Origin of the sequence: Desulfotignum balticum DSM 7044 (assembly GCF_000421285.1) — a bacterium.
In the GTDB taxonomy this organism is placed as follows: Bacteria; Desulfobacterota; Desulfobacteria; order Desulfobacterales; family Desulfobacteraceae; genus Desulfotignum; species Desulfotignum balticum.
Map to the genome: position 1 here is coordinate 277917 of NZ_ATWO01000001.1, position 14490 is coordinate 292406.

Here is a 14490-nt window from a genome sequence, read left to right on the forward strand (position 1 = left end):
ACATGCAATTATCTTCACAGCAGCAGCAGGCCGTGACCCATACCGGGTCTCCGGCCCTGATTGTGGCCGGGGCCGGTTCCGGCAAAACCCGGACCCTGACCGCCAAGTTTTCTCATCTTATCGACCAGGGGTATGATCCCCGGAAAATCCTGGCCATCACCTTTACCAACAAGGCGGCCCAGGAGATGAAATCCCGGCTCATGACCATGACCGGTCTTTCCCAGGACCGGTTCCAGTGGGTGAGAACCTTTCATTCCGCCTGCCTGATGATGCTCAAGCAGCACTGCACGCGTCTGGGATATGTGCCGCCGGTTCAGGTGCTGTCCGTGTACCAGCAGGACAAGCTGATCAAGGAACTGTGTGTGGCAAACAACATTGACAAAAAATACGCCTCCCGGATATTGTCCTTTTTGTCCCGGGCCAAAAACTCCGGCAATCCCCATCAATTTTTTGACAGAAAACCGGTGTTTTTCAATATCCGCACTGCCGATATTTTTGACCAGTATGAGGAGCGCCTGAAACAGATGAACGGGGTGGACTTTGACAATATCCTGCTGAAAACAAGGGACCTGCTCAAAGAACACGAAGATATCCGAAAAGAGTATCAGGCCTGGTTTTCATATATTCTGGTGGATGAATACCAGGATACCAACAATCTGCAGGAAGATCTGACCTCTCTTCTGTTAGGCGCCCACCGCAATCTGTTCTGCGTGGGCGATGACTGGCAGGCGGTATATGGATTCAGAGGATCCAATGTCAACCATTTTCTGCGGTTTTCCAAAAAATACAGGGATGCGAAAATTTTCCGGCTGGAGGAAAATTTCCGGTCCGCCAATGAGATCGTTCAGGTGGCCAATGACCTGATCGACTACAATCCGGACAAGATGGACAAACACTGCTTTTCCCATAAAAAAGGCGGGGTGGTGGAAATTTACGATTTTCTGTCCGATGCCCATGAAGCCGAGTGGGTGGCGCGGCGGATCAAGGCCATGAACCGCCAGGGCCAGGGCATTGCCTATGACCGCATGGCCGTGGTGTACCGCACCAAATTCTGTTCTTTGCCTTTTGAAAAAATATTCCGGGCCTTCCGGGTTCCCTACCGGCTCATGGGGGCCCAGGGGTTTTTCGAGCGCATGGAGGTTCTGGATATCAATTCTTATCTGAGTGCCGCGTTTTTTCCCAATGACGATCTGTCTTTTGAGCGGGTGGTCAACACGCCGAAGCGGGGGATCGGGCCGGCCATGATCAAGAAAATGGCAGCCATGCGCAACACCGGCACCAGTCTCCAGGATGCCGCACGGATCATGGTCAAAGAACGGGTTCTGACCCCGAAAATCCATGAAAACCTGTCCCGGGTTCTGGAAATTCTGGACTGCATCCGGGACATGGCCCCGGCCCCGGCCATGGAAGAAGTGATCGCTCAAACCGGTTATTATGAGTACCTTGAAAAGAAAACCAAGACCAAAGCGGAGTGGATCTCCAAAAAAGAGAATATCGAACAGCTGATTCACACGGCCCGAACCAAGGCGGATATGCTGTCCTATCTGGAGGAAGCGGCCCTGATCCGTGAGGACAAGGAAGACGATGACACCGATTCCGACGGGGTCGCCCTGCTTACTATCCATTCCGCCAAGGGCCTGGAATTTGACACCGTGTTTGTGGTGGGATGTGAGGAACGCCTGTTTCCCCACTGGCGGTCCATTGACGACGGGGACGCGGCCCTGGCCGAAGAGCGGCGTCTGATGTATGTGGCCATGACCCGGGCGGAACGATTTTTGTACCTGACCCATGCCAATTACCGCAAAGGGGAATTTGCCATGCCCAGCCGATTCATCGGCCAGATCAAAGAGTGCCTGGATTAGGCCTGTTCCAATGGATCTTTTCGAAACCATCCGGGCGCCCATGGTCCGGCTGTCGCTGACCCTTTTCCGCAAGGGCAGCCAGGCCATTCCATCCGACCACAAAGGTATTTTCGCCACCTTGTTTTTCATCATTTTTTCCACGGTCACGGGCGTGGGGATTGTGGTGCCGCTGCTGCCCATCTATGCCCATGATTTGGGCGCCACCGGATTTTATGTGGCCATGATTTTCGGGTCTTTTTCCATTTCCCGGGTGTTTCTGCTGCCTTATTTCGGGCGGATGTCGGATCAAAAAGGAAGAAAACCCTTTATTTTGTTCGGGTTGATCTCCTATACACTGATTTCCATTGCGTTCATTTTTTCAGATACTGTGGAAGGACTGATCTTTATCCGGTTCATCCAGGGGGCCGGATCCGCCATGATCATGCCCGTGGTCCAGGCCTATGTAGGGGAGATTACCCCTAAGGGATCGGAAGGGTATGCCATGGGGCTGTTCAATCTGTCCATGTTTCTGAGCATGAGCCTGGGCCCGCTCATGGGCGGTGTGATACAGGACCTGTGGTCCATGGATGCCGCGTTTGTCAGCATGGGACTGCTGTCTTTTATCGGAGTGCTGCTGTGTGTGTGGCTTCTGCCGCCTTTGTCCGAGGAACGGCTTCGGTCCGGGCACCAGGCGCTTCAGATCCCCTGGGCTCTGGTGGTCAGGGATAAGGAATTGTTGGGCCTGTTTTCCTTCAGGTATGCCTATACCGCGTGTATCGGCGCTATATGGAGCTTTCTGCCCCTGTTCGGAGCTCAGATGTTTGGTCAGTCCGGTGCCAGAATCGGGCTTCTGGTGACCCTGGGCGTTTTTATATCCGGGATTCTGCAACTGCCCATGGGATATCTGGCGGATCGCATCAGCCGACAGGCCATGGTCGTTTTCGGCGGGATCATCGCCACCGCCGGCATGGTCTGGATTTACTTTGCCGCTTCATTTTTCGATCTGCTGGCTGCCGTGTCTTTGTTCGGTGTGGGCGGCGGGATTGCCATGCCGGCCATCACAGCCCTGGCCGTGGTCAACGGAGAGCAGAAAAAAGCCATGGGATCGGTGATGGCCATATTGACGGTGGCTCACAGCTTAGGCATGCTCACCGGATCAATGGCTGCCGGTCTGGCCATGGATTTTTTCAGCCTCAGGCTGGCATTTCCTGTGTCCGGTCTGGTCATGGCCCTGGGCACGGGTGTGTTTGCCTTTCTTCATTTTTCCAGATGCTTTCATCGGTCCTGAAAAGAAAAAAATTACAGCACAGGGATTAAAAATCGTAAAAATGTGATAAAATGAAAGGTCATCTGGAAAATTATAACCAGACATTGAAGAAAAATTTGAAGAAAAAAAAAGGGGGATATGGTGAAATCAATGTATGTCATGACGTGGGCTGCCGTGTTTACAGCCGTTGTTACGATGCTGGCCGGCGGGTGTGCGTCCAGCCGGTCGTCGGAAGTGTATTCCAGGGATCAGGCCCGTCAGGTCCAGACCGTGATGATGGGGACTGTGGAATCGGTCAAGTATGTCACCATCGAAGGGACCAAAACCCCGGTGGGAACCGCTGTCGGCGGGGTTGCCGGCGGGGTGCTGGGCAGTACGGTGGGAGGCGGTTCAGGCCGCACAGTGGCAACCGTGATCGGTGCTTTGGCCGGAGCTGCTGCCGGGACTGCGGCGGAAGAAGGCATCACCCGGAAGCCCGGCCTTGAAATTGTTGTGACAAAAGACACAGGCACCACCATTGTGGTGGTCCAGGAAGCGGATGTGGAAGTGTCCCCGGGAGACCGGGTCCGGATCATCACCGCGGCTGACGGCACCACCCGGGTGTCCAGATAATTTTTTAAAACCATCCATCTGCAAGTTGTGATTAAATAAAAGAGACATTAATGAAAAAACAAATTCAGACCAACGACAAATTGCGCAATATCGCCATCATCGCCCATGTGGACCATGGAAAGACCACCCTGGTGGATGCCATGTTCCGTCAGAGCGGCATTTTCAGGGAAGGACAGCAGGTGGATGAACGCCTCATGGACAGCATGGATCTTGAGCGGGAGCGGGGTATTACCATTGCCGCCAAGAACTGTTCCGTGGTGTGGAAAGATGTGAAAATCAATATCATCGATACCCCGGGCCATGCGGATTTCGGCGGGGAAGTGGAACGGGCCCTGTCCATGGCGGACAGTGCTATCCTTCTGGTGGATGCATCGGAAGGCCCGTTGCCCCAGACCCGGTTCGTTTTGAAAAAAACTTTCGAGGCAAGGCTGCCGGTCATGGTGATCATCAACAAGATCGACCGCAAAGATGCCCGGCCCGATGAAGTGCTGGACATGGTGTATGATCTGTTTATCGATCTGGAAGCCACCGAGGATCAGCTGGACTTTATTTATTTTTATGCCATCGGCAGAGACGGGATTGTCAAAAGAGAACTGGATGCGGATGTGCCTCATCTGCATGATCTGTTTGATACCATTGTCGAACAGATGCCTCCCCCGTCCTATGATCCGGAAGCCCCGTTTCAGATGCTGGTGTCTGATCTCGGATATTCCGACTATCTGGGACGTCTGGCCATCGGCAAGGTGTTTAACGGAGCTGCCGCGTCCAATGAATCATTGGTGTGTCTGGGAGAAAATGACCACCAGATTCTGTTGAAAGTGACCAAACTGCAATCCTATAAAGGCATGACCCTGGTGCCGGTGGACCGGGCCGATCCCGGCGATATTGTGGTGCTGTCCGGTATCGAGGATGTCAGGATCGGAGATACCATCTGTACCCGCCAGGCCCCTTGTGCCCTGCCCCGGATCACAGTGGATGAGCCCACGGTGTTCATGCAGTTTGCCATTACCAATTCGCCGTTTGCCGGCAGAGAAGGCAAATATGTCCAGTCCAGGAAAATCCGGGAACGCCTGCTCAAGGAAACCTTGAAAAATGTGGCCATTGAGGTGGAAGACAGTACCACGGACGAAAGTTTTGTGGTCAAGGGCAGAGGCGAGCTGCAACTGGCCATTTTGATCGAAACCATGCGCCGGGAGGGGTTTGAGCTTTGTGTGAGCCGGCCAAAGGTGATTTATAAGCAGGGTCAGGGGGAAACTCTGGAACCGATTGAACATCTGTTTGTGGATTGTGAAGAGGATTTCATGGGGGTGGTGACGGAAAAACTGTCCATCCGCAAAGGCAAAATGACCAATTTGGTGAACAACGGCAAAGGAAGGGTCCGCATCGAGTTTTCCATCCCGTCCCGTTCCCTGATCGGTTACCGGGACGAATTCCTCACCGACACAAGGGGTACCGGGATCATGAATTCCTATCTGGCCGGATACGAGCCGTTCCGGGGGGAATTTCCCGTGCGTTTCAACGGGTCTCTGGTCTCAGACCGGCAGGGCACGGCCGTGCCCTATGCCCTGTTCAACCTGGAACCCCGGGGCCAGCTGTTCATTGTGCCCGGTACCCCGGTGTATGAAGGTATGGTGATCGGTGAGCACAACCGGGCCACAGATATTGATGTCAATCCCTGCAAAGAGAAAAAACTCACCAATATGCGGGCATCGGGCAAGGATGAAAACGTGGTGTGTACGCCCGTGCGGGAGATGACCCTGGAAAAAGCCATCCACTTTATCACAGATGATGAAATGGTGGAGGTGACCCCGGTGTCCATCCGGTTGCGCAAAACGATTTTAAATGCCCAGAAGCGGCACCAGATGGCCGGGAAACTCAAGAAAAAAGAGAAGGAATAGAAACGCCGTCCCCCGGGGCACCCTGTGACCGGCCCGAGATTTTCAAATCTGACGGCCCGGCCCCAAGGCACCCCGGGGGGGCTTGTTCCACGTTGTTGGCGTTCATCCTGTCTGTGATGGTCTGATGTGATCTGTTCAGGTCAAAAAAACAGATCGCATCAGGCATGGATAATTTTGAAGTCACTGCCTTCGGGGTGGTCTGCCTGGAACCGGGTCAGACGGTCCGCCAGTTCGTTGAACCGCTCTTTTCCGGTCAATGACACACAGGCCCGCAACCCTTCGTGGCGGTCACTGCCCGTGGTGCTCAAGGAGATGGCGCTGATGCCGTAATAAAGCAGTTCCTCCACCAGTTCCACGCCCGTGAATCCCGGGTAGGAGATGGTGAAATAAAACCCGTCGGCAATGGGTTTGTCATCATCCATGTCATACACAATCTTGAATCCGTTTTGCGTAAACATCTGTTTCATGGCCCCGGCCCGGTCCCCGTATTCTTTGACATGGTCCACAAAATTGAATTCCCCGGAGTTCACTGCTTTGAGCAGCCCTAACAGCCCGTACTGGTTGGAGTGGGACACCCCGGAGCTTAACGCATACATGGCCCCGAAAATATAGGCATATCCGAACCGGTCGCTGCCGAAAAACGATTTGAGATTGTTGCCGGTGGAGTGGAACAGTTTTTCCGGAATCGCGGACATGCCGATGCGCTGGCCGGCCATGGAAAAAGATTTGGAACTGGAGATCAAAAGAATGTAATTGTCGGTGAACTTGGCCACGGACGGAATGAACGGGGGCTGGCCCGGTATGGAATAGTTTTTCCGGAAATCCATACCAAAATAGGCCAGATCTTCCATGACAATACAGTCATATTGGGTGGCCAAAGAGCCGATGGTTTCAAGTTCTTTTTCTGTAAAGCAGATCCAGGCCGGATTGTTGGGGTTGGAATACATGATGGCGGCCACATCCCCTTGTTCCAGAAATGATTCCAGCTTGGGCCCCAGTTTGTCGCCTCGGTATTCATATACATCAAAATGGGCAAAGGGCAGTCCCAGAACTTTTGCCTGAAGCTTGTTCACCGGAAATCCCGGATCAATGAACAAGAGTTTTTCTTTCCCCTTGATCCGCCGGCTGCAGCACATCATGGCCATGTAGCAGCCCTGCATGGAGCCTACCGTGGGAAAGCAGGACTCTGCCGGAATCTCAATGTCCACAAAGTTTTTCACAAACGCGGAGATTTCGGTTTTCAGCTGGGGGATACCATCAAACGGCGGGTATTTGGAGCCAACCCCCTGTTTGAGGGCTTCAATTTCCGCATCCACGGCTATCTGCGGCGGGGCCAGACCCGGCACCCCCATTTCCATGCGGATGAAGGCGTCGCCTGTGGCGGTTTCAATATTGTTCACAATCCGGTTCAATTCCCGGATGGAGGCCATGCCCACAGACTCCAGGCCCATTTTATCAATTTCCTGTTTGACAATTTCACGATTGATCGGGGTTTCCATTCACGTCTCCTGAAAAAATCTGATTAAAAAAATAATCAACTATTAACCGGCAAGAGTGTACGGCCTTCCTTGGTTTTTTTCAAGAATTAAATAGCTAAAAAGAATGACAATGATGTAAAGACACTTCAGAACAAGAGAATTCAGGGTTGTTTCCCGGTCATTTTGTCATGGAATCGCTGCACATGATCTGTGATGATGGCGGATGCGACAGCCCCGTTTTTTGATTTCATGGCGGCAATGATCTTGTCAAAGTCCTGGAGGTTTTCCAGGGTCCGCTCCCGGTTCATGGGAAGAAAATCCTGGTAATACCGATGAATGTTGTCATGTATACTTTTCTGGACAAACTGGAACACGGGATTCCGGGTCATGGTGCCGATATAGGTGTGCATGGCTTCATCGGTTTTCAAAAAACTTTCCCAGTCCTGGATATCATAACAATGCCTGGCCCGGGCCTGCATTTGCTCCAGTTCTTCAATGTCTTTGGGGGTGGCCCGTTCCGTGGCCAGTTCCACCAGGCTGCCTTCTATTTTGATCCGGAATTCGGACAAATGTTCCAGAGATACTTCACCGGACTGGATCAGCAGTGCCAGAGATTCCATGAGAGGATCCGTGTCGATCTGCTTGACAATGGCGCCGCCGGCGACCCCCAGCTTGATTTCAATCAGTCCTTTCTGTTCCAGGACCCGCAGCGCTTCTCTCAGGGTCCCCCGGCTGGTGTTGAACATCTCCTTGAGGTCCCGCTCCGCTGGCAGCCGGGTGCCAGGGGCCAGTTTCTTGGTCAGAATGGCCTCTTGTATCTGGTCGACCACGTCTTGAAAGACCCGACTCTGTTTGGCGCGCTTAAACATAAAAAAATCCGTTTTTCCGCTTGAATTGTCTATGGTGCAACCCAGTTCTTATGGCTCCTAATCCTAATGGTTAAACCATTTTGTTCCCCTTTGTCAAATCTTTTCAGGGGAATTGAACCCATGGCAAGGAATGCGGCAATAGAGGTTGTAAAAAATAACTGTTCAATAATGAAATGACCGTTATCTGGAAAGTGATGCCTGGAGACCGGTCAATTATCGGATATTTTTTCGTGAATATGGCCGGTGTTTTCTGCCCGAAGGCCTTCGGGAAGCGGTGACAACGTCTTTCTGTCGCTGTTTTTTGACAGGATCTTTTTCCACAAAAACAGGCGTTCGGGTGAACGGATCACGGCCTGTGTGATACATCAGGGTGGAATAGGTGGCCGGCGTGGGGGTGAAAATCTGGACCTGCTCGGGCGTGGTTCTCAGTTTGTCTGTGGTAAAGCGTTTCAAAGAAGCCATGTCGGCCTGGGTGCATCCGGGGTGGGCCGCCATCAGGTAATAGGTTAAAAACTGGGGTTTGCCGCAGTCGGCGGACAATTTGTCAAACGCAGACTTAAAAGCCAGCAGATCATCAATGGTCTGTTTGCCCATATGATTTAACACATGTTTTTCACAGTGTTCCGGTGCCACTTTGAGCTGGCCGGACACATGGTCTTTGACCAGTTTTTTCAGAAACGCCATGCCATGTTTTTTGTCCTGCAGAATCAAATCGTACCGGATTCCGGAGGTGATAAACACTTTTTTGATGCCGGGCAGGGCGCACAGTTTTTCCAGCAACTCCAGGTATCGGGAATGGTCCGGCCGCAAAGTGTGGCAAATGTCGGGGAACAGGCAGCTTTTGTCCTGGCAGGCCCCTTTGGATAATTTTTTCGGGCACTCATACCCGTACATGTTGGCGGTGGGTCCGCCCAAATCCATGATGTTTCCTTTAAAATCCGGATGGGCCGTAAACTGCCGGGCCTGCCGGAGAATGGAACCCGGGCTTCGGGACTGCACCGTCCGGCCCTGGTGGACCGTGATGGCACAGAACCGGCATTCCCCGTAGCATCCGTAATGGGTGGGGATGGCAAACCGGATGGTGTCCAGGGCCCGCACCGGTCCCATGGCCTTGTAAAAAGGGTGGACATCATTTTCATATGGAAGATCGTGGATTTCGTCCATCTGGCCCGTGGTGGAAACAAGTGCCGGTGGATTCAGCACCAGGTACCGGTCCTGGTGGGCCTGACACAGCTGATGCCCTGTGACCGGATCGGTGTTGCGGTAAAATGTGGTGAATGCATCCGTGTAGGCCCGGCTGTTTTTGGCAACCGTGTCAAAACAAGGCAGCTGTATTCCTTTCCGGGTTCCGGAAATATAGGCGACACCGGGTATGTTTTCCATGGGTTGCCCCTGTTTCAGGGCCTGTGCCAGATCACGAATGGTGGTATGCCCCATACCAAACACCAGGTAATCGGCTTTGGCATCAAACAGAATGGACCGCCGGATTTTGTTGGACCAGAAATCATAATGGGCCATGCGTCTCAGGCTGGCTTCAATACCACCTAAGATTATGGGGGGACAGGGTTTGCAGAACCGCCGGATCAGGTTGGTATAGGTGATCACGGCCCGGTCCGGCCGGCGATTGTTGATATGGCCCGGGGTGTAGTCATCGATCTTTCGCCGTTTTTTCAAAGGCGTGTAATTGGCCACCATGGAATCCACGGCCCCGGCCGTGACCCCCCAGAACAAAGCCGGGGGGCCTAAGCGCAGGATATCCTTGTCCGTGTTCAGGTCGGGCTGGGCAATGATCCCCACCCGGAATCCGTCTTTGATCAGGATTTTGCCGATAAGGCTGATGCCCATGAAGGGCGAGTCAATATAGGTATCGCCCGTGACCAGAATGATGTCCAGTCGGTTCCAGCCCAAAGCAGTCACCTCGGCCATGGTGGTGGGGATAAACATGGGCTGTATCAGCAGTTGGAATTCATCGGATCGGTACGATTTCCAGCCAGTATCCGTCCGGATCATTGATGAAATAGATGCCCATATCTTTGTTTTCATAACAGATGCAGCCCATCTGTTTGTGAAGGGCGTACGCCGCGTCAAAGTCATCGGTTTTAAATGCGATGTGAAACTCTTCATCCCCCAGATCATAAGGAGTGGTCTGGGATTTGAGCCAGGTCAGTTCCAGTTTGCAGGGGCTGGTGCCGTCTCCAAGATATACGATGATATAACTGCCGTCATCGGCTGTGGTGCGCCGGGTTTCCTTCAGCCCCAGCGCTTTTTCATAAAATACCAGGCTTTTGTCCAAATCCAGGACATTGATGTTGAAATGGTCGATGGTAAATGTCATTGTTTCCCTTTCGTTATTTGCAGGTCTGTTTGAGACGGTTGTAATCAATGGCCCGCTGGATGGCAATACCGCTTTGTTCGGCAATGGCCAGGGCAAAATTGATGTCCGCATGGGAGAACTGCCGCACCTCTTCGGTGAGCAGGCGTAAAATGCCGATCACTTCCTCGTTGAACGTGACCGGGACAGCCAGAATACTGCTGATGCCTTCCAGTTCCGCTTCTTTGTGATATATGGTGTGAAGATCTGTTTTGGCATCCAGGATCACCACGGGTTCTCCCTGTTTCAGATAATAAGTGGCCAGTTCCTTGTCTAAAGGCCCTCTTTCCAGATAGGTCTGACTTAATCCATACGCGGCTTTTAATTCAAGATCGCCCTTGTTTTCTTCCATCAGGCGGATGGTGGCGGCTTTCAAATTCATGACTTCAGGCAGACGGGTGACAATCAAATCCAGGATTTTGTCCAGTTCATAGGTGGTATTGATTTTTTTGCTGATGGCATGGATGGTTTCAAAATAATCCAACTGGGTCTGCTGATCGGCGAAAATCCGTGCATTTTCAATGGCAATGCCGCATTGTTCGCCTAAGGCGGCGACAAAATTGATTTCATCCGGGTTGAAATGATGCGGTTTTTTGCATAATACCCGCAAAATGCCGACATTCTTGCTCCGAATGGAAATCGGCACTACCAGAATGGATTGAATACCCTCTTGTACGATGCTTTCTTTGTATTGAATCCGGGGATCATTGGCTGCATCTTCAATGACAATGGGGGTGCCTTCAAGGGCCTTGAAAACCGGTTCTTCATGGTCAATGGGGCCGCGATTCAGGTAGGCTTCACTTAAACCGCTGGCACTGCGCAAAACCAGTTTTTTGTCGGCATCGTTCAAAAGACGAATGCTGGACCCATCCACGTCCATTATTTCCGGCAGCTTTTGTGTGATCAGTTTAAAAATATCATCAATGTTCTCTGCGGTGGTAATTTTTTTGGTCACATCAATAAATAGATCAAAATATGACGCTTTGCATGTGGCTAATTCCATTTAATACCCTTTTGGTTCGGTTAATTGAATGTGTCCGGTCATGACGTGAAATAGTAAAACTTAAATATATTTCAGCATTTGGTTCTGTCAATAAAAAATATATCCGGCCTGGTTGATGAAAATGTCTGTTTCCCTTTTAGGGGTTTCATTGCTATACTGGCATCATGAATGGAAAAAGGACGCAACCAAATCGTATTTTCCAAAATATGCCATCCGGTTGCCAGGTGATCCAAATGGGGTGGCATCTTTTTCTGGTGATGCTTCTGGGCTGGATTGTGGTCGGGTTGCCCATGGATTCGTCCGGTTTTTCTTATACGACATCGGATTTTAATCAGTTCCAGTCCAGGATCATTGATCATCGGAACCGGGTGAATCCAAAATTCAAAAAAGTACGGCGCCGGCAGACATTGTATATTATCGTTCATACATCAGAGCTTGGCTTGTCCGCTACCCTGCGGGTAGTGGCCAAAGGCAAACAGTTGACAAACGGCCGCAGCACACCCGGGGGGCATGCCAATTACGTGATCGCCCGGAACGGAGACACCTACCGGATACTGGACAAACAGTTCCGGGCCGACCATGCCGGGCTGTCCATGTGGAAAGGCCGGAAAGATATTTCCTCGGTTTCCATCGGCATCGAGCTGGTGGGATACCATAATGCGCCGCTGACGGATGCACAATACCGGTCCATGGGGTTGCTGGTCAAGATTCTTCAAAACGCTTACCGCTTAGGCGATCACGCAGTGCTGACCCACAGTCAGGTGGCGTTCGGCAGGCCCAATCCCTGGTTTCCTAAAGATCACCGGGGCAGAAAACGGTGTGCCAAAAATTTTGATCGTGCCCGGGCCGGACTGGGACCAACGCTTGATAATGATCCGGATGTTATCGCCGGACGTCTCTTGCCGGACCCGTACCTGGCAGAGCTGTTTTACAGCCCCGGGCCTGCGGTGGCCGCCCGGATTGCCGCCACGGGTCCGGTTCCCGAGCTGATTTCAAAAGACCGAACCGCCTGGTCCATTGCCGGAGAAGAATATGACCATCCGACTACCGTATATGTGCTTCCCGGTGGCCGACGGATTACCGGAGACCAGATTGCCGGCGCAGTCGGATGGCATCTGCTGCCGGTCAGCACCCGGGTTCTGTTGAACCAGGAGACGAAGCCGGCTGAAACCAATATTCTGGAATATCCAGTAAAAACCATCACCGACCAGATGACAGCCTGGTCCCATGCCGGTCCGGCATATAAATTTGATTCCACCATCTATTTTCTGCCGTCCGGTATTGTCCGGTCCGGATCCCGGATCCCCGACTGGGATGATCTGCCTGTGAACACCCGTTTGATTGTGGGATATCAGGGACCGTTTGCCGTCACCCGGCAAAAAACCGCCTACCGGATTGCCGGTCACAGGTACAAAGAACAGACCACCGTGTATTATCTGCCGCCCGGGCGTGTGAAAACCGGCACGCAGATAACCAATTTCGCCGGCCTGCCGCAAGGGACACTGCTTTACCTGCCCATGGACAGTCTGCCCCCGGGATAATTGCAGACGTCAGTATGTGTAAAACATCTGTTGAATTTGATGCCGGGGAACTCTTTTAAACAGCGCCAGCATGAGCAGTATGCGCGCCTTGGCAGGATTGAGTTCATCTGAAGCAATAAACCCCAAAGTGTCGTCATCCACTTCCATATTCCGGCCCACCGTTCCGGTCGGTACCCGTGAACTTCGGACAATGCAGAACCCTGAAGCCGCCTTTTGGGCGGCTTTTTTTATTGTGGCCTGATTCATGTTTCCATTGCCGTCACCGGCAATGACAATGCCTTTGGCCCCGGCGGCTGACGATAAGTCGATCAGATCCGGCGGCATATCAATACAGGCATAAATGATGTCCACCCGGGGCAGTGTCGGATGGGGGGGGTGACAGAACCGGCTGGAAAATTCACTCAGATAGGTGTGCCGCCTGAAGGGGAATCGAAAATAGGCGGTTTTCCCGTAATTAACGGTTCCCACCAGGCCGTTGACAGGGGATAAAAATGTTTCCACGGATGTGGTATTGGTCTTGGTCAGAGAATGGGCCCCGTGAATCCGGTCATTCATTACCACCAGGCACCCTCGTTCCCTGGCATTGGGATCAGCTGCCACAGCCACGGCATTGAACAGGTTCAAGGGGCCGTCCGCTGAAATAGCATTGGCCGGCCGCATGGCCCCGGTCAGTACCACGGGCTTGGGGCTGTCGACGGTGAGATTCAGAAAAAAGGCGGTTTCTTCCATGGTGTCGGTGCCGTGGGTGACGACAATACCGTGAATGTCCTCTTTTTTCATCAGTTCGTTGATGCGGCAGGTCAGTCGGATCAGAATATCAAATGACATGTCCTGGGATCCAACATTGGCGATCTGTTCTCCTGAAATATCGGCCAGCCGGTTCAGATCCGGAACCGCATCGATCATATCCTGAATGGTCATTTGTCCTGCACAGTATTCGGACTGGGAAGGCGTTTGGCTGATACCGGCAATGGTACCGCCGGTGGCCAGAATCCTGACGTGGGATTTCATAAAAAAGCCCCTTTAAAAACAACCCGATTTTTTGGTTGATACCGGTGTGACATCTGCTGATAAAATAGCAGACCGGTTTGTTTTTTGCCAGACGTTAATCAGAAACTCAATGAATCTGCTTGAAAAAATAAAGGTTCATGGCTAAGATACCCAAAATGAAACCCTCCATTAGAATATGCAGCCTTTTAATCATATGTCTGGTATCAGCTGTAACCGCTACCTCCAGGATCTATGCCCAGGTCCAGTCCCCGGTGATGGCGCCGGTATCTGAGCCGCCGGTCCTGATTCAGGCACAGATGTGTGAAGCCATTGAAAGGTTTCAGCCGGTCAATCCGGCGGTCGTTTTTTCCATTTCTCTGGGACGGGTCTATTGTTTTTCCGCGTTTGATCCGGTTTTTGAAGAAAGCATTGTGTATCATCGCTGGTACCGGCAGGACCGGTTGATCTCCAATACCCGGTTGGTGTTGAATCCGCCCAAATGGTCTTCTTTCAGCAGTATGCAGCTCAGGCCTGCGGACAAGGGGCCCTGGCGGGTGGAAATTGTCGACAGCCGTGACAAGTTGTTGAAAACCCTTCGTTTCAGCATTTCAGATTGATTG

The 14490-nt window shown here is 52.2% G+C and carries 12 protein-coding genes; 6 read left to right on the forward strand and 6 right to left on the reverse strand.

Features of this window, described 5'->3' with window-relative positions:
• Positions 1-2 precede the first annotated feature (2 nt).
• From K365_RS0101590 to typA, 4 genes are all read left to right on the forward strand, one after another.
• Complete coding sequence (locus K365_RS0101590) at positions 3-1862, forward strand: ATP-dependent helicase (protein ID WP_024333244.1); 1860 nt, start codon at positions 3-5, stop codon at positions 1860-1862.
• A 10-nt stretch (positions 1863-1872) separates the two neighbouring features.
• Positions 1873-3129 (forward strand): MFS transporter, encoded by a 1257-nt coding sequence (locus K365_RS0101595; RefSeq protein ID WP_024333245.1) that lies wholly within the window; start codon positions 1873-1875, stop codon positions 3127-3129.
• 129 nt (positions 3130-3258) lie between these two features.
• Positions 3259-3720: an outer membrane lipoprotein gene (locus K365_RS0101600; RefSeq protein ID WP_006967893.1), complete on the forward strand. Its 462-nt coding sequence runs from the start codon at positions 3259-3261 to the stop codon at positions 3718-3720.
• Between the two features lie 50 nt (positions 3721-3770).
• Entirely contained in the window at positions 3771-5618 is a 1848-nt protein-coding gene (gene typA / locus K365_RS0101605; RefSeq protein WP_006967892.1) for a translational GTPase TypA, read from the forward strand.
• Between the two features lie 158 nt (positions 5619-5776).
• Here typA and K365_RS0101615 read toward each other — a convergent pair whose 3' ends face one another.
• The 5 genes from K365_RS0101615 to K365_RS0101635 form a co-directional block, all read right to left on the reverse strand.
• Positions 5777-7117 carry a pyridoxal phosphate-dependent aminotransferase gene (locus tag K365_RS0101615; RefSeq protein ID WP_006967891.1) on the reverse strand — a complete coding sequence of 447 codons (1341 nt, stop codon included), beginning with the start codon at positions 7115-7117 and terminating at the stop codon, positions 5777-5779.
• Positions 7118-7257: 140 nt separating this feature from the next.
• On the reverse strand, positions 7258-7965 hold the full coding sequence (locus K365_RS0101620; protein ID WP_024333248.1) for a FadR/GntR family transcriptional regulator: 708 nt from the start codon (positions 7963-7965) through the stop codon (positions 7258-7260).
• A gap of 213 nt (positions 7966-8178) precedes the next feature.
• Positions 8179-9909 carry a YgiQ family radical SAM protein gene (locus K365_RS0101625; protein WP_024333249.1) on the reverse strand — a complete coding sequence of 577 codons (1731 nt, stop codon included), beginning with the start codon at positions 9907-9909 and terminating at the stop codon, positions 8179-8181.
• 22 nt (positions 9910-9931) lie between these two features.
• Positions 9932-10300: a VOC family protein gene (locus tag K365_RS0101630; RefSeq protein ID WP_006967888.1), complete on the reverse strand. Its 369-nt coding sequence runs from the start codon at positions 10298-10300 to the stop codon at positions 9932-9934.
• 13 nt (positions 10301-10313) lie between these two features.
• A complete protein-coding gene (locus K365_RS0101635) occupies positions 10314-11339 on the reverse strand; it encodes a GAF domain-containing protein (protein ID WP_024333250.1) in 1026 nt (341 codons plus the stop codon).
• A gap of 233 nt (positions 11340-11572) precedes the next feature.
• Between K365_RS0101635 and K365_RS0101640 the strand changes: the two genes are divergently transcribed.
• On the forward strand, positions 11573-12880 hold the full coding sequence (locus K365_RS0101640) for an N-acetylmuramoyl-L-alanine amidase (protein WP_024333251.1): 1308 nt from the start codon (positions 11573-11575) through the stop codon (positions 12878-12880).
• A gap of 9 nt (positions 12881-12889) precedes the next feature.
• Here the strand turns inward: K365_RS0101640 and K365_RS0101645 are convergent, their stop codons facing one another.
• Entirely contained in the window at positions 12890-13891 is a 1002-nt protein-coding gene (locus K365_RS0101645) for an asparaginase (protein WP_006967885.1), read from the reverse strand.
• Between the two features lie 155 nt (positions 13892-14046).
• Between K365_RS0101645 and K365_RS0101650 the strand changes: the two genes are divergently transcribed.
• Positions 14047-14487: a DUF2914 domain-containing protein gene (locus tag K365_RS0101650; protein WP_245569120.1), complete on the forward strand. Its 441-nt coding sequence runs from the start codon at positions 14047-14049 to the stop codon at positions 14485-14487.
• Positions 14488-14490 lie beyond the last annotated feature (3 nt).

Excerpts from the sequence above, each read along its gene's own strand:
- K365_RS0101630 (WP_006967888.1), bottom strand. The coding sequence starts at position 10,300 with ATGACATTTACCATCGACCATTTCAACATCAATGTCCTGGATTTGGAC.
- typA (WP_006967892.1), top strand. The coding sequence starts at position 3,771 with ATGAAAAAACAAATTCAGACCAACGACAAATTGCGCAATATCGCCATC.
- K365_RS0101590 (WP_024333244.1), top strand. The coding sequence starts at position 3 with ATGCAATTATCTTCACAGCAGCAGCAGGCCGTGACCCATACCGGGTCT.
- K365_RS0101650 (WP_245569120.1), top strand. The coding sequence starts at position 14,047 with ATGAAACCCTCCATTAGAATATGCAGCCTTTTAATCATATGTCTGGTA.
- K365_RS0101635 (WP_024333250.1), bottom strand. The coding sequence starts at position 11,339 with ATGGAATTAGCCACATGCAAAGCGTCATATTTTGATCTATTTATTGAT.
- K365_RS0101640 (WP_024333251.1), top strand. The coding sequence starts at position 11,573 with ATGGGGTGGCATCTTTTTCTGGTGATGCTTCTGGGCTGGATTGTGGTC.
- K365_RS0101595 (WP_024333245.1), top strand. The coding sequence starts at position 1,873 with ATGGATCTTTTCGAAACCATCCGGGCGCCCATGGTCCGGCTGTCGCTG.
- K365_RS0101600 (WP_006967893.1), top strand. The coding sequence starts at position 3,259 with ATGTATGTCATGACGTGGGCTGCCGTGTTTACAGCCGTTGTTACGATG.
- K365_RS0101620 (WP_024333248.1), bottom strand. The coding sequence starts at position 7,965 with ATGTTTAAGCGCGCCAAACAGAGTCGGGTCTTTCAAGACGTGGTCGAC.
- K365_RS0101615 (WP_006967891.1), bottom strand. The coding sequence starts at position 7,117 with ATGGAAACCCCGATCAATCGTGAAATTGTCAAACAGGAAATTGATAAA.
- K365_RS0101645 (WP_006967885.1), bottom strand. The coding sequence starts at position 13,891 with ATGAAATCCCACGTCAGGATTCTGGCCACCGGCGGTACCATTGCCGGT.
- K365_RS0101625 (WP_024333249.1), bottom strand. The coding sequence starts at position 9,909 with ATGTTTATCCCCACCACCATGGCCGAGGTGACTGCTTTGGGCTGGAAC.